The organism is uncultured Methanobrevibacter sp., from assembly GCF_946184425.1.
Lineage (GTDB): Archaea > Methanobacteriota > Methanobacteria > Methanobacteriales > Methanobacteriaceae > Methanocatella.
The window spans coordinates 19,548-39,285 of the sequence record NZ_CAMHFP010000018.1; the positions used below are offsets into that span (position 1 = coordinate 19,548).

General features: G+C 30.9%; 23 protein-coding genes. 7 read left to right on the plus strand and 16 right to left on the minus strand.

Annotated features, from left to right (window positions below; genetic code table 11):
* Nucleotides 1–113: 113 nt before the first annotated feature.
* The 8 genes from mtnA to Q0P94_RS05360 form a co-directional block, all read right to left on the minus strand.
* A complete protein-coding gene (mtnA, locus tag Q0P94_RS05325) occupies nucleotides 114–1,043 on the minus strand; it encodes an S-methyl-5-thioribose-1-phosphate isomerase (protein WP_295114482.1) in 930 nt (309 codons plus the stop codon).
* Nucleotides 1,044–1,278: 235 nt separating this feature from the next.
* Entirely contained in the window at nucleotides 1,279–2,199 is a 921-nt protein-coding gene (locus Q0P94_RS05330; RefSeq protein ID WP_295114484.1) for a manganese-dependent inorganic pyrophosphatase, read from the minus strand.
* Between the two features lie 108 nt (nucleotides 2,200–2,307).
* Nucleotides 2,308–3,174 carry a radical SAM protein gene (locus Q0P94_RS05335; RefSeq protein ID WP_295114486.1) on the minus strand — a complete coding sequence of 289 codons (867 nt, stop codon included), beginning with the start codon at nucleotides 3,172–3,174 and terminating at the stop codon, nucleotides 2,308–2,310.
* A gap of 66 nt (nucleotides 3,175–3,240) precedes the next feature.
* The gene (locus Q0P94_RS05340) at nucleotides 3,241–3,801 is read right to left on the minus strand and encodes a methanogenesis marker 17 protein (RefSeq protein WP_295114488.1); all 561 of its coding nucleotides are present in this window, start codon (nucleotides 3,799–3,801) and stop codon (nucleotides 3,241–3,243) included.
* Nucleotides 3,802–3,813: 12 nt separating this feature from the next.
* Nucleotides 3,814–5,055 (minus strand): methanogenesis marker 15 protein, encoded by a 1,242-nt coding sequence (locus Q0P94_RS05345; RefSeq protein ID WP_295114490.1) that lies wholly within the window; start codon nucleotides 5,053–5,055, stop codon nucleotides 3,814–3,816.
* A gap of 2 nt (nucleotides 5,056–5,057) precedes the next feature.
* Nucleotides 5,058–5,513 (minus strand): methanogenesis marker 5 protein, encoded by a 456-nt coding sequence (locus tag Q0P94_RS05350; protein WP_295114492.1) that lies wholly within the window; start codon nucleotides 5,511–5,513, stop codon nucleotides 5,058–5,060.
* A gap of 12 nt (nucleotides 5,514–5,525) precedes the next feature.
* Nucleotides 5,526–5,993: a methanogenesis marker 6 protein gene (locus Q0P94_RS05355; RefSeq protein ID WP_295114494.1), complete on the minus strand. Its 468-nt coding sequence runs from the start codon at nucleotides 5,991–5,993 to the stop codon at nucleotides 5,526–5,528.
* Entirely contained in the window at nucleotides 5,965–7,512 is a 1,548-nt protein-coding gene (locus tag Q0P94_RS05360) for a methanogenesis marker 3 protein (protein ID WP_295114496.1), read from the minus strand. Before Q0P94_RS05360 ends, Q0P94_RS05355 begins: the two co-directional genes overlap by 29 nt.
* Before the next feature lie 126 nt (nucleotides 7,513–7,638).
* Between Q0P94_RS05360 and Q0P94_RS05365 the strand changes: the two genes are divergently transcribed.
* A complete protein-coding gene (locus tag Q0P94_RS05365) occupies nucleotides 7,639–8,394 on the plus strand; it encodes a thermonuclease family protein (protein ID WP_295114498.1) in 756 nt (251 codons plus the stop codon).
* 10 nt (nucleotides 8,395–8,404) lie between these two features.
* On the opposite strand, the gene Q0P94_RS05370 is transcribed toward Q0P94_RS05365, so the two are convergent.
* The 4 genes from Q0P94_RS05370 to Q0P94_RS05385 are packed head-to-tail and all read right to left on the minus strand — an operon-like array spanning nucleotide 8,405 to nucleotide 11,845.
* Nucleotides 8,405–9,220, minus strand: coding sequence for a DUF4013 domain-containing protein (locus Q0P94_RS05370; protein WP_367270209.1), 816 nt, complete (start codon nucleotides 9,218–9,220; stop codon nucleotides 8,405–8,407).
* 5 nt (nucleotides 9,221–9,225) lie between these two features.
* Nucleotides 9,226–10,200: a methanogenesis marker 2 protein gene (locus Q0P94_RS05375; protein ID WP_295114500.1), complete on the minus strand. Its 975-nt coding sequence runs from the start codon at nucleotides 10,198–10,200 to the stop codon at nucleotides 9,226–9,228.
* Between the two features lie 20 nt (nucleotides 10,201–10,220).
* Nucleotides 10,221–11,342 (minus strand): DUF2117 domain-containing protein, encoded by a 1,122-nt coding sequence (locus tag Q0P94_RS05380; RefSeq protein ID WP_295114502.1) that lies wholly within the window; start codon nucleotides 11,340–11,342, stop codon nucleotides 10,221–10,223.
* Nucleotides 11,339–11,845, minus strand: coding sequence for a type II toxin-antitoxin system VapC family toxin (locus Q0P94_RS05385; protein WP_295114504.1), 507 nt, complete (start codon nucleotides 11,843–11,845; stop codon nucleotides 11,339–11,341). Before Q0P94_RS05385 ends, Q0P94_RS05380 begins: the two co-directional genes overlap by 4 nt.
* A 572-nt stretch (nucleotides 11,846–12,417) precedes the next feature.
* On the opposite strand from Q0P94_RS05385, the gene Q0P94_RS05390 reads away from it, so the two are divergent.
* From Q0P94_RS05390 to Q0P94_RS05405, 4 genes are read left to right on the plus strand one after another with little or no spacing between them, the layout of a single operon-like run.
* Entirely contained in the window at nucleotides 12,418–13,203 is a 786-nt protein-coding gene (locus Q0P94_RS05390; RefSeq protein WP_295114506.1) for a winged helix-turn-helix domain-containing protein, read from the plus strand.
* A gap of 5 nt (nucleotides 13,204–13,208) precedes the next feature.
* On the plus strand, nucleotides 13,209–14,012 hold the full coding sequence (locus tag Q0P94_RS05395) for a winged helix-turn-helix domain-containing protein (protein ID WP_295114507.1): 804 nt from the start codon (nucleotides 13,209–13,211) through the stop codon (nucleotides 14,010–14,012).
* The gene (locus Q0P94_RS05400; RefSeq protein WP_295114509.1) at nucleotides 14,012–14,320 is read left to right on the plus strand and encodes an ArsR family transcriptional regulator; all 309 of its coding nucleotides are present in this window, start codon (nucleotides 14,012–14,014) and stop codon (nucleotides 14,318–14,320) included. Before Q0P94_RS05395 ends, Q0P94_RS05400 begins: the two co-directional genes overlap by 1 nt.
* A 6-nt stretch (nucleotides 14,321–14,326) precedes the next feature.
* Nucleotides 14,327–14,833, plus strand: a complete 507-nt coding sequence (locus Q0P94_RS05405; protein ID WP_295114511.1) for a molybdenum cofactor biosynthesis protein B — start codon at nucleotides 14,327–14,329, stop codon at nucleotides 14,831–14,833.
* A 36-nt stretch (nucleotides 14,834–14,869) separates the two neighbouring features.
* Here the strand turns inward: Q0P94_RS05405 and pyrE are convergent, their stop codons facing one another.
* Entirely contained in the window at nucleotides 14,870–15,397 is a 528-nt protein-coding gene (gene pyrE / locus Q0P94_RS05410; RefSeq protein WP_295114513.1) for an orotate phosphoribosyltransferase, read from the minus strand.
* Between the two features lie 9 nt (nucleotides 15,398–15,406).
* A complete protein-coding gene (locus Q0P94_RS05415) occupies nucleotides 15,407–15,637 on the minus strand; it encodes a PRC-barrel domain-containing protein (protein ID WP_295114515.1) in 231 nt (76 codons plus the stop codon).
* Nucleotides 15,638–15,804: 167 nt separating this feature from the next.
* Between Q0P94_RS05415 and xseA the strand changes: the two genes are divergently transcribed.
* Both xseA and Q0P94_RS05425 read left to right on the plus strand, forming a co-directional pair.
* The gene (gene xseA, locus Q0P94_RS05420) at nucleotides 15,805–17,058 is read left to right on the plus strand and encodes an exodeoxyribonuclease VII large subunit (RefSeq protein WP_295114517.1); all 1,254 of its coding nucleotides are present in this window, start codon (nucleotides 15,805–15,807) and stop codon (nucleotides 17,056–17,058) included.
* Nucleotides 17,058–17,276, plus strand: coding sequence for an exodeoxyribonuclease VII small subunit (locus Q0P94_RS05425; RefSeq protein WP_295114519.1), 219 nt, complete (start codon nucleotides 17,058–17,060; stop codon nucleotides 17,274–17,276). Before xseA ends, Q0P94_RS05425 begins: the two co-directional genes overlap by 1 nt.
* Here Q0P94_RS05425 and Q0P94_RS05430 read toward each other — a convergent pair.
* Both Q0P94_RS05430 and thsA read right to left on the minus strand, forming a co-directional pair.
* Nucleotides 17,266–18,276, minus strand: coding sequence for an adenosylcobinamide amidohydrolase (locus Q0P94_RS05430; RefSeq protein WP_295114521.1), 1,011 nt, complete (start codon nucleotides 18,274–18,276; stop codon nucleotides 17,266–17,268). The two genes, Q0P94_RS05425 and Q0P94_RS05430, sit on opposite strands and share 11 nt — an antisense overlap.
* Before the next feature lie 38 nt (nucleotides 18,277–18,314).
* A partial coding sequence (gene thsA, locus Q0P94_RS05435; protein WP_295114523.1) for a thermosome subunit alpha occupies nucleotides 18,315–19,738 on the minus strand: 1,424 nt, incomplete at its 5' end.

A 19,738-nucleotide genomic window follows, 5' to 3' on the forward strand; every position in this document is an offset into this window, starting at 1 on the left:
CCAATAATGAATCAAAATATATTATTCCATAACCATTGTGAAATTCATAAATTATGTTACATAAATATTTCATAATCCTAACATAAATAGTTATTGTAATACCATACCATCATTTAAATTGGGTCAATGATTCCTTTTTCAGTAATGATTCCTGTGATTAACTCTTTTGGAGTAATATCAAAAGCAGGATTTATAACTTCAGTTCCTTCAGGGCAAATTCTTGCACCACCATAATATCGAACTTCATCACCATCCCTTTCTTCAATAACAGTATCATAAATAGATATCTCATTATCAAAAGTGGAATATGGAGCCGCCACATAAAATGGAATATCATGATGTTTAGCAGCGAGTGCAACCATAAAAGAACCTACCTTATTAACAACACCACCTTTAGCTATCCTATCTGCACCAATTACTACTTTATCAATTCTTCCCTGAGACATTAAAAATCCTGAAGCAACATCCGGAATTAATTTAACTGGAATATTTTCCTGCTGCATTTCCCATACACTTAAACTGGCTCCCTGCCCACGTGGACGAGTTTCATCACAAATTACATTAATATTTTTACCCTGTTCATGTGCAGCACGGATAACGCCTAAAGCAGTCCCATAATCAACACATGCAAGAGCACCTGCATTGCAGTGAGTTAAAATTGTATCCCCATCATCAATTATTTCAGCACCAAATTTTCCAATAGCCCTATTTGTTGCCATATCCTCATCATACATTTTTAAAGCTTCATTTAAAGGGTCATCACTATTCAATACTCTATCCACAGCCCAAAATAAATTAACTGCTGTCGGTCTTGCGGCTTTAATTTCATTTGCCGCTTTATATAAATCAACACCCTCTATATCCGCCAAAGCCATTCCAAAACCTGCAGTTACCCCAATTGCTGGAGCACCACGAACAATCATATCACGAATAGCTACAATAACATCCTGATAATTATCACAATAAACATAAGTTAATTCATCAGGAAGTTTTGTTTGATCAATAAGTTTTAATCTGTTATCTTCCCATTCAAGTGTTTTCATAATTAACACCATATAAAAAAAATATATAAAAAATAGTTGAAAGCATAATTAATTGTTAGTTTCTAAGCCTAATTTTTAGACAATTTTTAATTATGCTCTCCGCTTAAAATATCCAAAAAATGGATTGACTAGAGATGTATAAAAATACATCTAATTAATACTTATTATTAAACTACTTTATAAATCTTTATATCAAAGACATTAAATAGAAAATATTTAGAAAAATCAAAAAAAATTATGCATTTTCAGTCATAATTGGCACCACTTGTTTTTTACGTGATACAACACCTTCAAGCAATACAGTATTATCTTCCAATTTTACATCATATGCCTTTTCAACAAGACCAGCATCTTTACCCAATGCAATAACTTGAGAATTACTATTTACAATATCAGTAATTAAAAGCATGAATAAATCTAAACCTTCTTCATCAATAATTTTGTTGATGCCTGCTTCCAAATCACTTTTCATAGCCATTACATCAGAAATATCAGCAGTGTTAACTTGATTTACAATTGATTTTACATTTTTAAAGTCAATCTGTTTTGCATCTAAAGAAAGAATTTCATCAATAGTAAAACTACTTAAATCTGTTCCTGCTTTAAGCATTTCTAAACCGTATTCCTCAGCATTAACTTCAGCAATTTTAGCAAGTTTTTCAACAGTCATTATATCATCATCAGTTGTTGTTGGGGACTTTAAAAGTAAAGTATCGGAAATTATTGCAGACAACATTAAAGTCGCAATTTCTTTTGTGATTTCAACTTCATTCTCTTCATAAAGTTTGTATAAAATAGTTTCAGTACATCCAACTGGTTCAAATCTTAAAAATAAAGGATAAGATGTTTCTAAAGCTAACTTATGATGGTCAACAACTTTTAAAATATTTGCATTTTCTAAATTATCAACAGATTCAGCAGGAGAGTTATGATCAACTAGAATGACATTTGAACCATCTTCAACATTCTCTAAAAGCTCTGGTGCATCAATATTTAAATAATTTAAAATAAATTCAGTTTCTTTATTTATATTTCCTAATCTGTAAGCTTTTGCTTCACGGTTACCTAATTCATTTTCTAAGTTTGCCATTACAATACTTGATGTGATTGTATCACTATCAGGACTTTTATGTCCAAAAACATAAGTTTTAACCATATTATCGTTTCCTAAAAAATTTTATAAAAGTAATGTTATAAGATATCTTTTTTATCCATATTTAATATTACCATTAAATATGAAATTAACTAAAAATAAAAAAAATATTTAGTAATGACTTTGTGGAGTCATTCCTAAATGATGGTCTTCACTTTTCTTACCCGGTATTCCATAGGCATCAGCCCTGCATTGAGTACATGCTCTGAATACTGGAATAATCTCTTCAACTTGTTCCCTGACACTTTCCATCATAGAACAGTCAGGACGGGAATAATGTTTCATTTTAGCTAAAGGAATTAATGGCAATACATTCATTAATGCAGCACCACGTTTTTTAACTTCTTTTGCTATTTCAACAATATGTTCATCATTCAATCCAGGAATTAAAACAGAATTAACTTTAACAACCATACCATTAGCTGCTGCTTTTTCAACACCATCCAACTGATTTTTAATTAAAATTTCAACTGCATCATATCCTTTGTAAACTTTACCTTCATATTTTATGAAAGAATAAATATCCACCGCAATATCCGGATCAATTGCATTGATTGTAACAGTAACAGAGTTCACTCCAATTTCTGCAAGTTTATCAGCATACTTTGGAAGAAGAAGTCCGTTAGTACTCATACATTTTATTAAATCCGGTTGTTCTGTAGCTAATTTTTCGAAAAATTCGAATGTTTCTTCATTAGCAAGAGAATCTCCAGGACCTGCAACTCCCACAACGGAAATTGGTCCGTCAGCAGTGACTTCATTGACATGATTTATTGCGTCATCAGGTTTCATTACACAACTTGTTACTCCTGGCCTGTCTTCTTCATTATTGATATCCCTTGTACAGAAGTTACAAAAGATGTTGCATTTTGGTGCTACAGGCACATGTGCTCTACCTACTTTATCATGCATTTTTTCATTAAAACATGGATGTGCTTTAGTTATGTGTGCAAATCTTGAACCTTTATGATCAGCCATACTCTCACTTCCCCAATTATATAACTTCGTTAATTTGTATTGATACGAACAAATATATAAACTTTTCTATATACCACTGTTTAATTCACTAATATATTCATTAGCTTTTTCAATCCACGCATCTTTAATTAACTCATCAGTAGCTACAACACATACAATATTTTCAGTGGACAAATCTTTGATAATTTTAAAACCTTCAGGCAATATTCTAAAGATTGCATCATAGATACGTCTTTGCAAATTAGAATGAGGGTCATCTACCACCAATGATTCTAAATCCATATGATTACCAGACAGTTCTAACTGATATCTATTTGGCTGATAAATTTCATCTCTTGAAAACAATCTCCATAATCTTTTCAGAATATTTGGAAGATAATTTTCATTATCAACCAAAATGGTAGTAACATCATTATCATTATTATACATTAAATTAGCCACATCTTTAAATAAAACGACCTTAGAAGTTTTCTTCATTTTAATAGCTAAGACAAATACCGGGTCATCAGGATTAACATAAGCTTTTAAATCATCAACTGAAGCTCCAAGAACCAAATCTTGAAAGATTTGTTTAATGATGATCTCATAAACTTCCGCACCTTTTTTATCATAGCATTCAACTAACATTAAACCAACCCTTTATTTATTATCTTGTCTGTGTCCCATTCCAGACACTAAAAGAGCTGCACCAACAGCCCCAATATGTTGAGAGTATTCAGGCACAATAACTTCTATTCCACCTAAAGTATCACTTACGGCTTCAACAAGACCAGAAATTAAACTTGTACCACCCACTTGAATCAATGGTTCACGAATATCAATTTCCTGAAGTTGTTGTTCATAAACTTGTTCGGATACAGAGTGACAAGCCGCAGCAGCCACGTCAGCTTTAGAACCTCCCGCCGCCAATGTTGTAACAAGGTCCTGAATACCGAATACAATACAATAAGAGTTCAGCATAGCTTTTCTCCAGTCCCCTTGCACCGCAAGAGGACCTAACTCAGTAATGTCAACATCTAATCTACGTGAAGTCATGTCTAAAAATCTTCCTGATGCACCTGCACAGATACCGCCCATAGTAAAGTTATCAGGAATACCGTTATTTACAGTAATTACCTTGTTATCCATACCTCCGATATCCAATACAGTAGCTTCTCCTTTTTGACAATCTGCTAAATATACTGCCCCTTTAGCATTAACAGATAATTCTTCTTGAATAAGTTCTGCACCAAATTCCTGACCCATTGTGAATCTACCGTAACCAGTAGTTCCAATACCATCTAAGTCATCCCAATCATAATCTGTTTGGCCGAATGCCTCTGCTGCAGCTGTTTTTGCAGATTCAATAATATCTTTGGTAGATGTCCAACCAGTTCCAATAACCTCATTGTTTTCCATAAGAACTGCTTTTGTAGTGGTTGAACCAGAGTCTAGACCAAGAGTAAGACCTTCTTGTTTCTCACGAGCAAGAATACTTCTGCGTGTAACAGTAGTGGCCAATGCTTCCATACGAATAAACAATTCATCCGCTTTTGTTCTTTCAGTAAATGAATAAGTAACAACAGGAATACGAGTATTATTCTGAATAAAACGTCTTACTTCATTTCTAACTAATGCCGCTTCCGCACATCTAAAACAAGTTGCAATAAATACTGCATCAGGTTTGCATCTGCCTTCAACAATAGCCATAGCTCTTGCAATCATCAATTTTAAGCTTGAACTTTGAGCTGAAAAACCAAATTTTTCATAAGATTCATCAATATAATCCAAATCAATTTCAGGAAGAATAATTTCAGCACCAAATTTATTAGCTGCTTTTTCAATTTCCTTTTGAATTCCACTATATTCTGTTCCACATGAAACTAAAGCAATTTTTACCATTCTTATTCCTCCTCAATAGTTTGATCAAGTGAATCAACAAATTCATTTATTTGATTTACCATAACATAGGTCTCATCCTGATTTGTAGGATAATTGAGTTCCAATACTGGAATACCCTTATTCCTAAGTAAAAATATTGATAATTCATTAGTCCTTGCACAACCAATACAACCAAATCCATAAGGAGCTCCATCCACAACTATTGCCGCTTCAGCCTCATCTATAAGTGGGCCAATTATAGCCATTCTTCCACGAACGCCAGATGGCACCTCAATAGCTGCATATTTAAGTCCTTTTATCGGATCCTCTTCAGTAATATTCATTGGTGGAGAATCAATCTCCGGATCTTTAATTTTTTGTCTAATTTGTTTTTGTAAAACTAAAGGAGTATGACCTTTTCTTTCAAGTAAATCTGCCAAAATTAAGGAATTTGGAGGATAAACTGCAATCTTAACCATATTTTCACCACTTCATTTATTTTCTAAACATTCATCCACAATTTTTTTAAATTCATCAACATCAACTGGTTTTTTCTCTTCAACAGTAACATCTTTAGGATTTTCTAAAGCTTCTGAAACAAAACCAAGTATTCTATATTCTTTTTCCATTTGGTGGAAACCTTCCCTAGGCCCAAATCTATGACCTCTACATCTTCTAGGATCACCCGGAGCAAATCCTCTTTCTTTAGTGAAAATATGTGCAGGATCAAGTTTCCTTATTTCTTCAATTGCCTTGTAAACATCTGCACTTTTACCACTAATCATAGATCCATAACAAGTATTTTTAATTGTAAGCGGCAAATCAAGCATGTGAAACTCACTTACAATTTCTTGTTCACTTACATGAGCACCAGGGCCAATAAATATCATACGAGTAATTACATCCGGATCCCAATCTTCTTTACCTAAATCAGGACTCATGGTTAGATTCTGTGACATACACTACAACTCCTTCTTTTAAATTTTCAATGCTTTCATAATCAGAAACGACATCCCCAATAATATTAGTAGCCTCGAAACTTTCTGCAGTTGGACCAAATTCTGAATTATCTTCAAACCTGATACCAATTAAACCAACACTTTTTGAAGCCATATTAGTAATACCAATTTGACCTCTGACTACTTTATCTACAGGGTTATTTTCAGGAACTAAACCTTTTGCAGATTTTTTATCCCCTTCAAAAATAACAATGTGCATTCCAGGTACTGAAAAATGAACTTTAATTTGGCCAACTGGATTTTCCAAAAGACCGGATAATAATTTGAAGTATCTTACAGACCTCGGTGCATTTTCTGTGAATTTGATTACACATAAATCTTCTTTCTTTACAGCCTTGGTTACTACTTTTCCATTTTTCAATATGTCAATTGTATGTTTTGGAAGTTGTTCAACAATAATGGCATCATCATCAATTAATCCATCAATCATATGCTCAACACCAGCCGAAGACAACAATTCTGTTGCTTCTTTTTGAGTTTTATTTAATAACATCAATCTTTGTTGCTCTGATTTGACTGTAATGAAATCATTTTCTTTAGCAATATCAATAATTTCCATACCTTTTACAATTTTTCCAACAGTAGTATGATTTGGAGTCAATACCCTATTTTCACGATAGATAAAAAGCTTTCCGGTTCCGACACCAGTATTCCTGACAGTGATAGTTCCCCTAGTCCTTTGAGTAGTGTTTTCTTTAGGTTTTTCCAAACCAGACAATTCATAAAAACCTATAAAAGATTCACTGTCATAAGAAACTTTAATTCTACCATCTTTAATAAGTGAAAATAAGTGTTCAACACAAACAGGTGAAGATTCATCAACATCAAAAGAAATGTAAGTAAATAATTCATTTCCCTCTTCGAGTACAGTACTTAAATCAGAAACAGAAGCACTATCAGTTGTTGTACTTCTTTCAATGATTGGTTCTATACCTATTACTGAATCATCATCAGTCAAAATGTCTAAAGTTTTCTTACCTCCAATAATATGGGCGAAAATACCTTTATTGTATGGAGGAACACTATAAACATTTGTAGTATTCTCTTTAAGCATTATCAAATGTGTAGATTCATTACTAAAACTAGATAAACTTAAAACAACATCTCCCTCATAATATTTAAATTCATCAGAAGTAGGTTCTAAATCAGTTACAATAGGACCAATTGCAATCTCAGTTGAAGTAGACCACCTAATATTTAAATCAATGAAATCTTCATATTGGTTTTTCCAAACATCAACTAAAGGTTTTGCATCTTCAGATTCGTCCAGTTGAATAATTATAGAACCCTTATTTGTTTTAATCTTATACTTGTCAATATTTTTTTCAAGTTCCTTTTTTCCTCGAATTAAACAAACAATACTACCAGGAGTATATGGAGCATTTGTTTCATCAATCACATCTTGAATTGTAGAAGCATCTGCTACATCTATTTCTTCTCCATTAATTTTTATTAACATACAATCTCCTAATAAGAATTTTTAATATTATATATTTATAATCTTTTTATATATTAAAATTATTTATTTTGGATTCAAAAATTATATTAACACAAAATTATAACAGTTAAACTATGGAGGGTAAAAATGGAATTTAATAAAAAACATGTTATTTCTTTACTGGTTATTTTAATTATCGCAATTTCCGCATTTTCTGTTGTTAGTGCATATACTGGAACCGGTTTTTCACATAATATTCCCAGTTCAAAATATTATGATGTATCATCTTCAGATATTCTAAGCAAATACAGCGACACTAACTGCCATGTTGAAGAAACAGGAATATGTACAAAAGTTGTTGACGGAGACACAATTTATTTAGATAATGGCAAAAAAATACGTTTTGTTGGCGTGAACACACCAGAAAGAGGTGTTGAGGGCTATATAACCTCAAAAAATTTTGTTCAAAAACTATGCTTAGATAAAAAAGTCGGCATTGATATAGATGACTCCAAACATACTGATCGATATGGGCGAACACTTGCAGTAGTTATTGTTGATGGAAAGAATGTAAATGAGATGCTTTTAAAAGAAGGTCTTGCAGAAATCATGTATATGCCTCCAAGTGAATTTTACCCTTATGATTGGGCAAATGATAACACACAAGTTGCAAATTCCCACTCTTCCTCGTCATCTTCCAGTCATAGCGACAACAGTGATGACAGTTCCCATTCAACATCATCTGATTCAGGAAGCTATGTCGGAAATGCAAACAGTGGTAAATTCCATTTATCCAGCTGCAGTAGCGTGAATAAAATGTCTGAAGGAAACAAGATATTTTTCTCAAGCAGGGATGATGCAATAAATCAAGGATATGTACCATGTAAACGGTGCAACCCTTAATTTACTTTTTTTAATTGATTCTTCTATATTTCAAATATTCAATTTCTTTTTCAAATTGGTCTAAATCTTCAATTTCACCGTAATCATGTGAATTGTTAGAATACAATAATCCTAATGAATAACTAAATATCAAACTGACAATTGGAGCTAAAATACAGGAAGATAATAATATTCCCACAAATGAAATGGATAATATGAATATAAACACTTCATGCACAATTGCAAATAAAATCATCATTAAAATAATAAGTCCAATAATTTTCAATATTCCAATCTGTTTAATGTCATTGAAAACTTTTTTGAAACTTAATGCTTCAGTCAAACTATCATAATAAGCCAATCTGGCTGTCGCAATATATTTGAAAATTGCAAATATTATCATAACAATTACGGCCAAAATTAAGATTATTCCAAAATGAATAAATAAAACATTTAAACCATTTGCAGGAGAATTGAAAAAACCTGTGAAGAAATGAATTCCTAATGACATGAATAAAACAAAAATTATTAACCATGGAATTATATCATATACAATACTTAAAACTATCAAGTTCAATGTATCAATGAAATTCTTTTTGATATCAAATTTAGGACTTTCTGATGATTCTTCACATCCTCTTTTTATTACTGACAACAAATATCCTGGTAAAATAAAACAGACTATCATTGTGGAAATGAGCCCTAAAACCATTACATACTCATTCTTCAAATATATCCCAAAAAAGAAAATTAAATTTAAAGCAAACAAAAAACAAACAAATAAAAGTCCTTTTAAATTAATAAAAGGATATTTAAAAGAATTTAATATGATTTTACCGAATTTCATTAAAATCACCTAAATATAAATACTGGATTTTTATCCTGATTGAATACTTCAACAGTTTCACCATCATATGATAAATAAAGGGAATTGGAGTCTGTAACTTCACCGACAACTGCTGCCTCAATAGAAAATCTTGCAAGATATTCTTTAATATATTCACAGTAATCTTCATGAGCTGTGAAAACAAAGCCGGAACCGGGATACATTCTTAACCAATCAACCCAATCCACTTTTTCATTTTTAGGAATATCCTCTAAATTTACAGTTGCACCTTTTTGAGAAGTTTCCAAAAGCATTTCCAAGGTTCCCAAAATTCCAGGATTAGATATATCTTTTCCTGATTTGATATAATCATTTTCCGCCAAATATTGAACCGCAGTAATTTGATCCTGCACAATGTTTGCATCTTTATCATATGTGGTATCCCAATTTAAATTAAACATTTCATGAGGTTTGCCGTCCAAATCTATTGCAACTATAACCTTGTCGCCAACTTCAGCTCCAAAACTAGTAATTATTTTATCTTTTTGTGCAATTCCCACAATAGCCACTCCTAAAGAATCGCAGTCACCATCAGGATGTAAATGCCCACCAACCATAGGAACACCAAATTTTAAGCACCCATCTTTGATACCTCTAAGCAAATCTTCATAGATATCATCATTGCTGATAGACATTATGTTAACCATAGCTAAAGGTTTTCCACCCATTGCAGCAATATCATTCACATTTACCAATACTGCACAGTATCCTGCCCAATATGGATTTACATTCATTATCTGACCCCATATTCCATCAGCTGCAACTAACACAACTTGATTGTTTCCAATGTCTATTGCAGACGCATCATCACCAATATCAATAACCACATCACCAGAAACATTATAAGATTCTTTTAATAAAGAAATTACATTATCAATGGAGCTTTTACGTGATACTCCCTCAAATTCTTGAATAGATTTTACAAGACTTTTTAAATCCACTTAGACACTTCCTTCGCTATTTAATTAATATAATTTATTTTGTATTTACAATTAATATTTTTTATTATTCCAACAATTTTCTCTTCAACCTGACTCATACTTGAAAAATCAGAAATTACCTGTTTATCTGCAAACAAATCATTTTTAATATTTTGACCACAGACATCATCAAAACCACTTTCGACCTCAAAGATTATGGAATTTTTAGCCTTAAATCCATCTTCCACAACCTTATCCAAATCACCATCAGTTATTCCCACTATAGGTATATCAAATCTGTAAAGAATATCAGAAGATATCAATGTAGTGTCATCACCGACAGTTATAACAACATCACAATCCTTAAATTTATAAACATCCTCACCAGCATGGTCTAAAAAAGCAACTTTAAAATCATCATTTTTATTTCTTTGTAAAATACGCGGAGTTACTTTGGATTTTCTTAAAAGGCCTGTTTTAATTATTGCATTTTCAAGATCAACTTCACCTAATTTTTCAACACCATGTTTTTTAAGGGTGCCTCCAACAATATCAACAATAAAATTATCTTCTGCAATCAATGTGAGTTTATCAGAGTTAGTTTTCCCAATGACCACACTATTGACCATAATATTTTCACCAGGACTTACTCCATGAACTATTCTGTGAGTATGATTATCCGGAACATTATCCTGTTTGATATGACTTTCATAAACTTCATGAGGGCTGACTAAATCCAATTTCAATTTATGAGATAAATCTTCAGCCAAATCCATTGGTCCATTCCATGGTATAATGCTCCCATCCATTTCTCCAGGACGTTCTATTTGAATTAATGGAATATTATCTTCACTAATCTTTTCAGTATAATGATTATAGACCTTATATCCAAAAACTTGCCCAGTGACATAAGATTTTCCATAGTTAAGTAAAAAAATCACATCAACATTATCATCATGGAATATCTTTAAAGAATCACTTGGAACTAGTTTTTTATGAATATCTATAATATTTTCCAAACCTGCATCAATAACTGCAGTTCTACCCATAGTTCCTCCAAGTCGAGCGGCCACATCACCATATTCACCAAGCAAATCAATTATCTTTAAAGCATAACCTGTATCGATAATATTTGGACCATGAACTACTACTCCAATCCTCATTTATTCACCTTAATTCTCTTTTTAAATATTTTAGACCCGCAAATTTCACAGTCATCAAATGGATAATCCTCATCATATTCCTTCTTACAACCTTCACAAACCTTCTTCCAATTATAAACACCCTTAATTCCCTCAGTAATAATCCCAGAGTAAGGAATGCCAATTATTTTTAAGGTATTTTGAATCGTATAATCATCACTTATTACTTTAACATTTTTCCCCTCATCAAACATCATATATGCTAAAGATATCAGTTTTTTGTCGGGAACTGACAATCTTAAAACATCCCCGGATTTTGATATAATCTTTTCAACAGATTTAATGTATTCATCAGCCACATCCAGTATTGTTAATTTATTCTCATTAAGAGCTGCATCAAATTTTAAACGTGACTCAAAATCTTTAATCTCAGAAGTTATCTCCGGTACTGTAAAATTATTTCCAAAATCCAATTGAAATCCATTAATGAAAGCTGAAGCATCTAAAATATAAAAAATTTCCATAAACATAATTTATAAAACTAATTTAATAAAAGTTAGCAAAATTTTTAATCACACACAACACTGCCGAAGTGAAATTAACTAAAAAAATTCTTTGACACAATTATCTAATTTTTGAATAAATTTTCAAAAAATTCATAACGAAACAGAAAATGATTAAAATGATTAATTTACAGTTATCCCCATCAATAACTAATAAATTAAGTCATGAAATAATAGAAATCAAAAACAGAGAAAATAAAATATAATGATTTCCCAATTATTTAAAATTAGCCAAATAGAAGCTTAAAAAAAATGAATTGAAGGTTAACCTCCAAATTGAAATAAAAAAAAATTGGAAAAATATGAACAGATATAAAAAAATTAATTCAAAGATAGTTAAATTATATCAAAAGTTTAGTAAATACTCATTAAAAAGCATAAATCATGTTAATTGAATTTTGAGGGAAATTGAATAGAATTTGTAGTGAAATTTGAAAAATATATTTAACATTTGAAAATTATACTTTTTATTGCAATATAATTTATGAAATCGATATAAAGATTCATAAATTAAATATAATGGAGGTACGAAAATGATTAATCATTATGACATCAATAATGATATCAAATTTCTTGCAAAATCAGAAATTCGATTGAAAATTATAAGTGAATTGCAAAAGAAGCCCAAATCTGTAAAAGAACTTGTAAATACAACAAAAATTACATACAGCTCCATTTCAAGCAACTTATCTAAACTTGAAGAACACAACTATATTAATAAAAAGAAGAACAAATATTACTTAAATCCCTTAAGCGAAATTTATTATAGAAATTTAATGGATTTTAAGATGAGTATTGATCTAATCAACGATTTTCACGATTTTTGGGACAAACATGATATAGATCAGTTAAGCACTGAATCCCTTCAAAACATCATTGATTTAAAAGATTCAGAACTAATAAAAACAACCCCTTTAGACATATACAAAACACACAATACAATTAAAGAAAAAATCAATGAATCCAATAACCTGAAAGCTATTTTTCCATATTTGCATCCCGAATATCCACAATTGATTGGAAATATATTAAAGAATAATGGAACAATAGAGTTGATAATCCCCAGAAACATGTTTAAGAAGATGATATTTGAAATCGATGAAACTATACGAAAAGCAGCTACAAAAGAAGGTAGATTGAAAGTTCACACTACTCCCAAAGAATTAAAAATCTATTTAACAATATGTGATGAAACAATGAGTTTAGGGCTATTCAAAAGCGATGGAAGTTTTGACCAGAATAGAATCCTAATATCTTCAAGTAAAAAATCACAAAAATGGGCTAATAATCTTTTTACAAACATAAAAGGAAACATGTGATTAAAATGACAAATATACAGACTAAACGCCAATTAAATGAAGAATACAAAAATATAAAATATATTCTAACTTCAACTATGAGATCAAGACTAATATTAGCAATGTATAAAAGTCCTAAAAATTTGGAAGAACTACGAAACGAATTAAATAAACCATCCGCAACAATATTACATGGGCTTAAAGAACTTGAAAACAAAAATTTTATTAAAAAAATCCAAAAGCAATATCAATTGACTTCAAATGGATTTTTATTAGCCACAAATATGGTTAAACTTATTGAAAATTGGTCATCAATTAATAAGAATACTGATTTTTGGGATAATCATAATCTTAGCGGCATTCCTAAAGAACTTTTAAAAAATATGCATTTTCTAAAAGATGCAACATACGTTACATCCACAACTAGCGATTTATCGAATGCATTCAACAGATATATAAAATTAATTTCTAATGCCAGTGAATTAAAGATAATAATGCCAATATACTCTGAAAATCACTTCAGACATATAATAGAATTATTGAATGAAAATAAATTGAAATATTTGGAGTTAACTGTCAATAAAGAAATATTAAAGTCCATAAAAGCAAATCCAGTTTTAAAAAGAAATTTAATAAAAAACAAAAAAGTGAAGGTGCATTGTGTTGATGCAGATTTGAAATTATTTTTAACATATGCTCCAACATTCATGTCATTGACTCTCTTTTTCAAAGATGGCCATTATGATGACTCTCAGATTTTAATTGGAACATCTGAAAATACTCTAAGCTGGGCGTCTGAACTATACAACATATATGGAGGTGAAAAATAATGAGGAACTATAATACGGATCCTTTCATCAGAGAAATGAATAATCTGATATTAGGAAGGAAAGGAGGAAGAACTACTGTTAAAATCATAGATGAAATATTAAAACAGCCATATAATACCAATCAATTATCCAACGAATTAGATTTGGATTATAATACTGTTAAATACCATATGCATTTAATTTTAAAATCAGAACTAGTAGTTCAAAGTGAAAACAAATATGGCAGTCTCTTTTATCCGTCTCCTAAATTAATAAATAATTTAAAGGAGTACGAACAAATTAAAAGATACTTAAATAATAAAAAGTGATTTAACATGAAAAGTGAAAGTGCAAATGAACATCAAAAAGAATCTTCTAAAGACATCTTATGCGGCATCATAACATTAAGCGACAGCAGAACATCAAAAAAAGTTGATATTTCTGGAAAATATATCGAAAATGAAATTAACACAAGATACTCATTATTTTCTCGTGAATTAATACCTGATGATGAAAAAAAATTAATAGAAACAATTAACAATATGATAGAAGAGAACGTGGATGTTATTTTGACAACAGGAGGTACAGGATTAGATACCAGAGACATCACTGTCGAAACTGTTGAATCACTTTTCGAAAAGAGATTAGATGGATTTGGTGAAATATTCAGGGCGAAATCATACGAAGAAATTGGTGCGGCAGCACTATTGTCAAGAGCAACAGCAGGAATCTACAAAAAAACAGCGATATTTTCAATGCCCGGTTCACCAAATGCTGTAAAAACAGCTTTAAGCATCATAATCGACGAACTGCCACATTTCGTACATCATGTCAAAAAATAGTTAATGATGAAAATAATTTTCATCATTTTTCTTTTTTTAATCAAAAAACTCATTTACAATTATTAAAGGTTCAAGAGTTATACCTTCTTTTTCAAATTCTTCAATAGCACCCTCTTGCCTATCCACAACAACAAAAGCTCTTTTTACATTACCTCCATTTTCCTGAATAGCCTTAATTGCTTTTAAAAGTGATCCCCCAGTTGTAGATACATCCTCAACAACAATTACATCATCACCTTCCAAAAGTTCACCTTCAATAAGTTTGGAAGTACCATATCCTTTTTTTTCCTTACGAATCATTAATAATGGAATATTTGATTCAAGAGAAACAGCAGTGGCTATTGGAACTGCACCTAAAGCTGGACCCGCAACTTTATCAATTTTATCATCATTAATTTTTTCAGTAATTAATTTAGAAATTGTAGATAAAATTTCAGGTTCGGTAATGGCTTTTTTCATATTAATGTAATAATTACTTTTTTTACCTGAAGATAATGTAAAATCACCTTCAAGAAAAACTTCATTTTCCTTTAATAAGTTAATTAAATATTCTTTAGAAACCATATAAATCAATTATATATCGTCTTCACCTTTAAGTAAAACTTTATCCCCAATTACTTTAACAAGTTCCATTGGAATAACATTTTCACTAGCTTTAATCTGTTCTGAAAAACCTGTTTTTTTAATTACAATATCTGTAATTTCAAAAGTATCCTTATCAAAAATTACATCATTAATCTTTCCGACAATTTGTATATCTGCATCAAGAACTTCTTTTCCAAATAATTCATCTTTAACTCTCATGTTATCACCAAAATCTAACTAATATAATATTAGTTGCTTCGATTTAAATATCTTTACATACAATAATTTTTACAGATATCTTCCAAAACATCACAATACCAATAAAAAAACAAAATGTTTTAAATGCAAACAACATAATAACAATATTGCTTCAAAGGTGTAATTAAATGAATGAAGAACATTTTACAGTATCCCAAATAAATGCCTATATTAAAAAAAAGTTAAAGATGGATGCTACATTAAGAAACATATACATAAAGGGTGAAATTTCAAATTATTCAACCGCTCCAAGTGGCCATAGTTATTTTACATTAAAAGATGAAAAATCACAAATCAACGCTGTGATGTTCAAAGGAAGAAAGAAAAACATTAAATTTGAACCTGAAAATGGTATGAAAGTAATTGTCAAGGGTACAATTGAAGTTTATGAAAGAGACGGCAAGTACCAATTGTATGCAAATAACATCACTGAAGATGGAATTGGTGAATTGCATATAGCTTTTGAACAATTAAAGAAAAAACTTGAAAAAGAAGGATTATTTGACAAATCACATAAACAGAATATTCCCGAATATCCAAAAAAAATTGGAGTAGTGACCGCAAAGACCGGAGCCGCAGTCAGAGATATTATAACCACCATTAAAAGAAGATATCCGTTATGTGAAATATTAATCTTTTCAACATTGGTACAGGGTGATTTGGCTGCACCACAAATTGTACAACAGATAAGACATGCTCAAAAATTTGATATAGATACATTAATTATTGGAAGAGGTGGAGGTAGCATTGAAGATTTATGGCCATTTAATGAAGAAATAGTAGCTCGTGAAATCTATGACTGTAGAATTCCAACTATCAGTGCTGTAGGCCATGAAATCGATTTCACCATTGCAGATTTTGTTGCAGATTTAAGGGCTCCCACACCAACAGCAGCTGCAGAATTGGCAGTTCCACAAATTAATGAAATAAAAAATAGAATCAAACAATTAAAACAAAGAATGAATAAAAATATCAAAGACAAAGTAGCCCAGAATAAACTTAAAATAGACAACATTTCCCAAAAACAGATTTTTAAAAATCCTGAATCGATTTATGAATTCAAAGAAATGCAATTAGATAATATAATCAACAAATTGAACTTTACATCGAAAAACATAATCTCTGAAAATAAAAATAAACTATTCAAAATTGAAACAAAATCAGTTTTAAGAAATCCTCGAGAAATAATAAAACCAAAAAAAGAGAGATATTTAAGAAATTTTGAAAAGTTAGAACTATTAAATCCCCTTTTAACATTGAAAAGAGGTTATTCAATAGCTAAAGTAGAAAATAAAGTTATTTCAAGTGCAAAAGATGTTAAAAGTGGAGATAAATTAGATATTGAATTTGATGATGGAACAATAAACACAAAGGTGATATAATGGATAATTTAAGTTTTGAAGAAAGTTTAGAAAAATTAGAAGAAATAGTCAATAAATTGGAAAACGGTGATGTACCATTAGATGATGCAATTGACGAATTTAAAAATGCAATGGATTTAGTTAAAATTTGTAACGACAAATTAAATTCCGCTGAAGAAGCAATTGCTAAAATTGTTCAAGATAATGGAGAACTAGGAAATTTTGACATTAATGAATGAAATAATCTATCCAATACTCCAAGAGTTTTCTAATAGGATAACTATTACAATTCTCTTTTAAAATTTTGTTTGATAAATTTTGAGCATCTTCCTTATTAATTAGATTGTTCTCAACTTCATCAATCAAATTTAAAATTGATGAAGTTACAGCAACATTATTCTGTTTTTTCATTTCTTTTTGCAATAATTTAATAAATTCAAATTTATCATAATCCAAATTATCATAAAATTCATTAATATCCAAAGAATATCTGTTTAATCTTGCAAGAACATTTGATTGAGATTTTGGAGTAATCCAAACTTGCTTTTTAATGGCTTTTTTTGTCGATTCAATAACAGATTTGGCTATTAGTTCCCCTAATTTTGAATGTTTCCCTGCATTGGATAAAACATTATCTGTTTCCATGTTGGAAAAAATAGCTATCCCATCTGTTCCAGTGCCTGTTGCATATCCATTTGAATATTGTGAAGGGATTCTTAAATCATTCAATGCAACGGCTTTTGCTTCAGTGGCAGTCATGACCGCATCAATTAATGTACCATTACCCAAAGCAACATTTGTTAAAATTATCGTATTTATTGTACCAAATTTGCCATATTCCTCATAATAAGATGAAGGATCACCAGCTCTTGATGCATTTGTTCTGACTCCAGCAGTTGTAATTGCAGTGACTTCCAAATTTTTAAATGATTTTACAATAATACTTACATGATTCATTTTAGCAAGAGTGATAAGACCTGTTGAATAGTTATAATCAATTTCCAGATACTCCCTACAATGATTTATTAAATATTCCTTTACATCATGATTGGTTAAATAATCAATATTTTCCTGTGACAAATGATGGTTAAAAACTGATTGATAGTTGTCATGAATTCCACCATTTAATTTAGATGTTGAAATTCCGCAACGTTTAGTTGAAAATTTAACAAAAAGAGTGTCTTTTAAATAAAATATTTCATCACCAAGTGATGTTTTAAAAATTACTCTATGCTTCATAAAAATAAAAAAAAGAAATTATAAAAATTTCTTTAAATCTACATCATTGGAGGCATTCCGCCAGCCATGGATGGGTCCATACCCATATCTTCAGGACCTTTGGTTGATGCGATTACATCATCGATTCTTAAAATCATTTCAGCTGCTTCAGATGCAGATTGAATAGCTTGTTTTTTAACACGTTTAGGTTCAATTACACCAGCTTCTTTCATATCTGCTACTTCACCAGTGAATACATCTAATCCCATGTAGAATGAGTCTTCTTGAGCAGCTCTTAAATCTACTAATGAGTCGATGCTGTCTAAACCAGCGTTTTCAGCTAAGGTTTTAGGTACAACTTCTAAAGCTTCTGCAAATGCATTTACAGCTAATTGTTCTCTTCCAGAAATGGATTCTGCATAATCTTTGAGTTTTTTAGCCATTGCGATTTCAGGAGCACCTCCACCAGCAACAACTTTGTCGTCTTCTACAGTAGCAGCCACTACACCAATTGCATCTTCAATTGCTCTTACAATTTCATCTACAACGTGTTTGGTACTTCCTCTTACGAATAATGTTACGGATTTAGCTCCGCTGCATTCTTCTACAAAAATCATTTCTTCGCCGGAGATTTTTCTTTCTTCAACAATTCCAGCAACACCTAAATCATCAGCAGATAAGTCATCTAAGTTAGTGATAACGTTAGCGCCAGTTGCTCTGGATAATTTTTCGATGTCAGATTTTTTAACTCTTCTTACAGCTAAAACTCCAGCTTTGGATAAGTAGTGTTGTGCTAAGTCATCAATACCTTTTTGTGCGAATAATACATTAGCTCCAGCATCAACTACTTTATCTACCATATCTTTAACCATTTTTTCTTCTTGTTCAATGAAAGCTTGCATTTGAGCAGGATCAGTAATTGTGATTTCAGCATCCATTTCAGTTTCTTTTACTTCTAATGGTGCATTGATTAATGCGATTTTTGCATCTTTGATTTCAGCTGGCATTCCAGGGTGTACTCTCTCTTTATCTACAATTACGCCTTCAACTAAACTGGATTCTTCAACAACAGCCCCATCTTTTTTCTCGATTTTAATATTGTCAATATCAACTTCACCGTCTTCTTCTACTGCTTCTACAGCATCAACAATTAATTTTGCTAATGGTTCACGTGCTGCTTCAGTTCCTTTACCAGTCATAGCAGTCATTGCGACTTTCATTAAGGTTTCGGAATCTACATCATCAATTGCAATTTCATCTAAAATTTCTTGTGCTTTTTCAGCAGCTTTTCTGTATCCCATAGCAATGATAGTTGGGTGGATTTCAGAATCAAGTAAGTTTTCAGATTTTTTTAATAATTCTCCAGCAATAATAACTGCAGTAGTAGTACCATCTCCAACTTCATCTTCTTGAGTTTTTGCTACTTCCACGAGCATTTTTGCTGCAGGATGTTCAATATCCATTTCTTTTAAGATAGTAACTC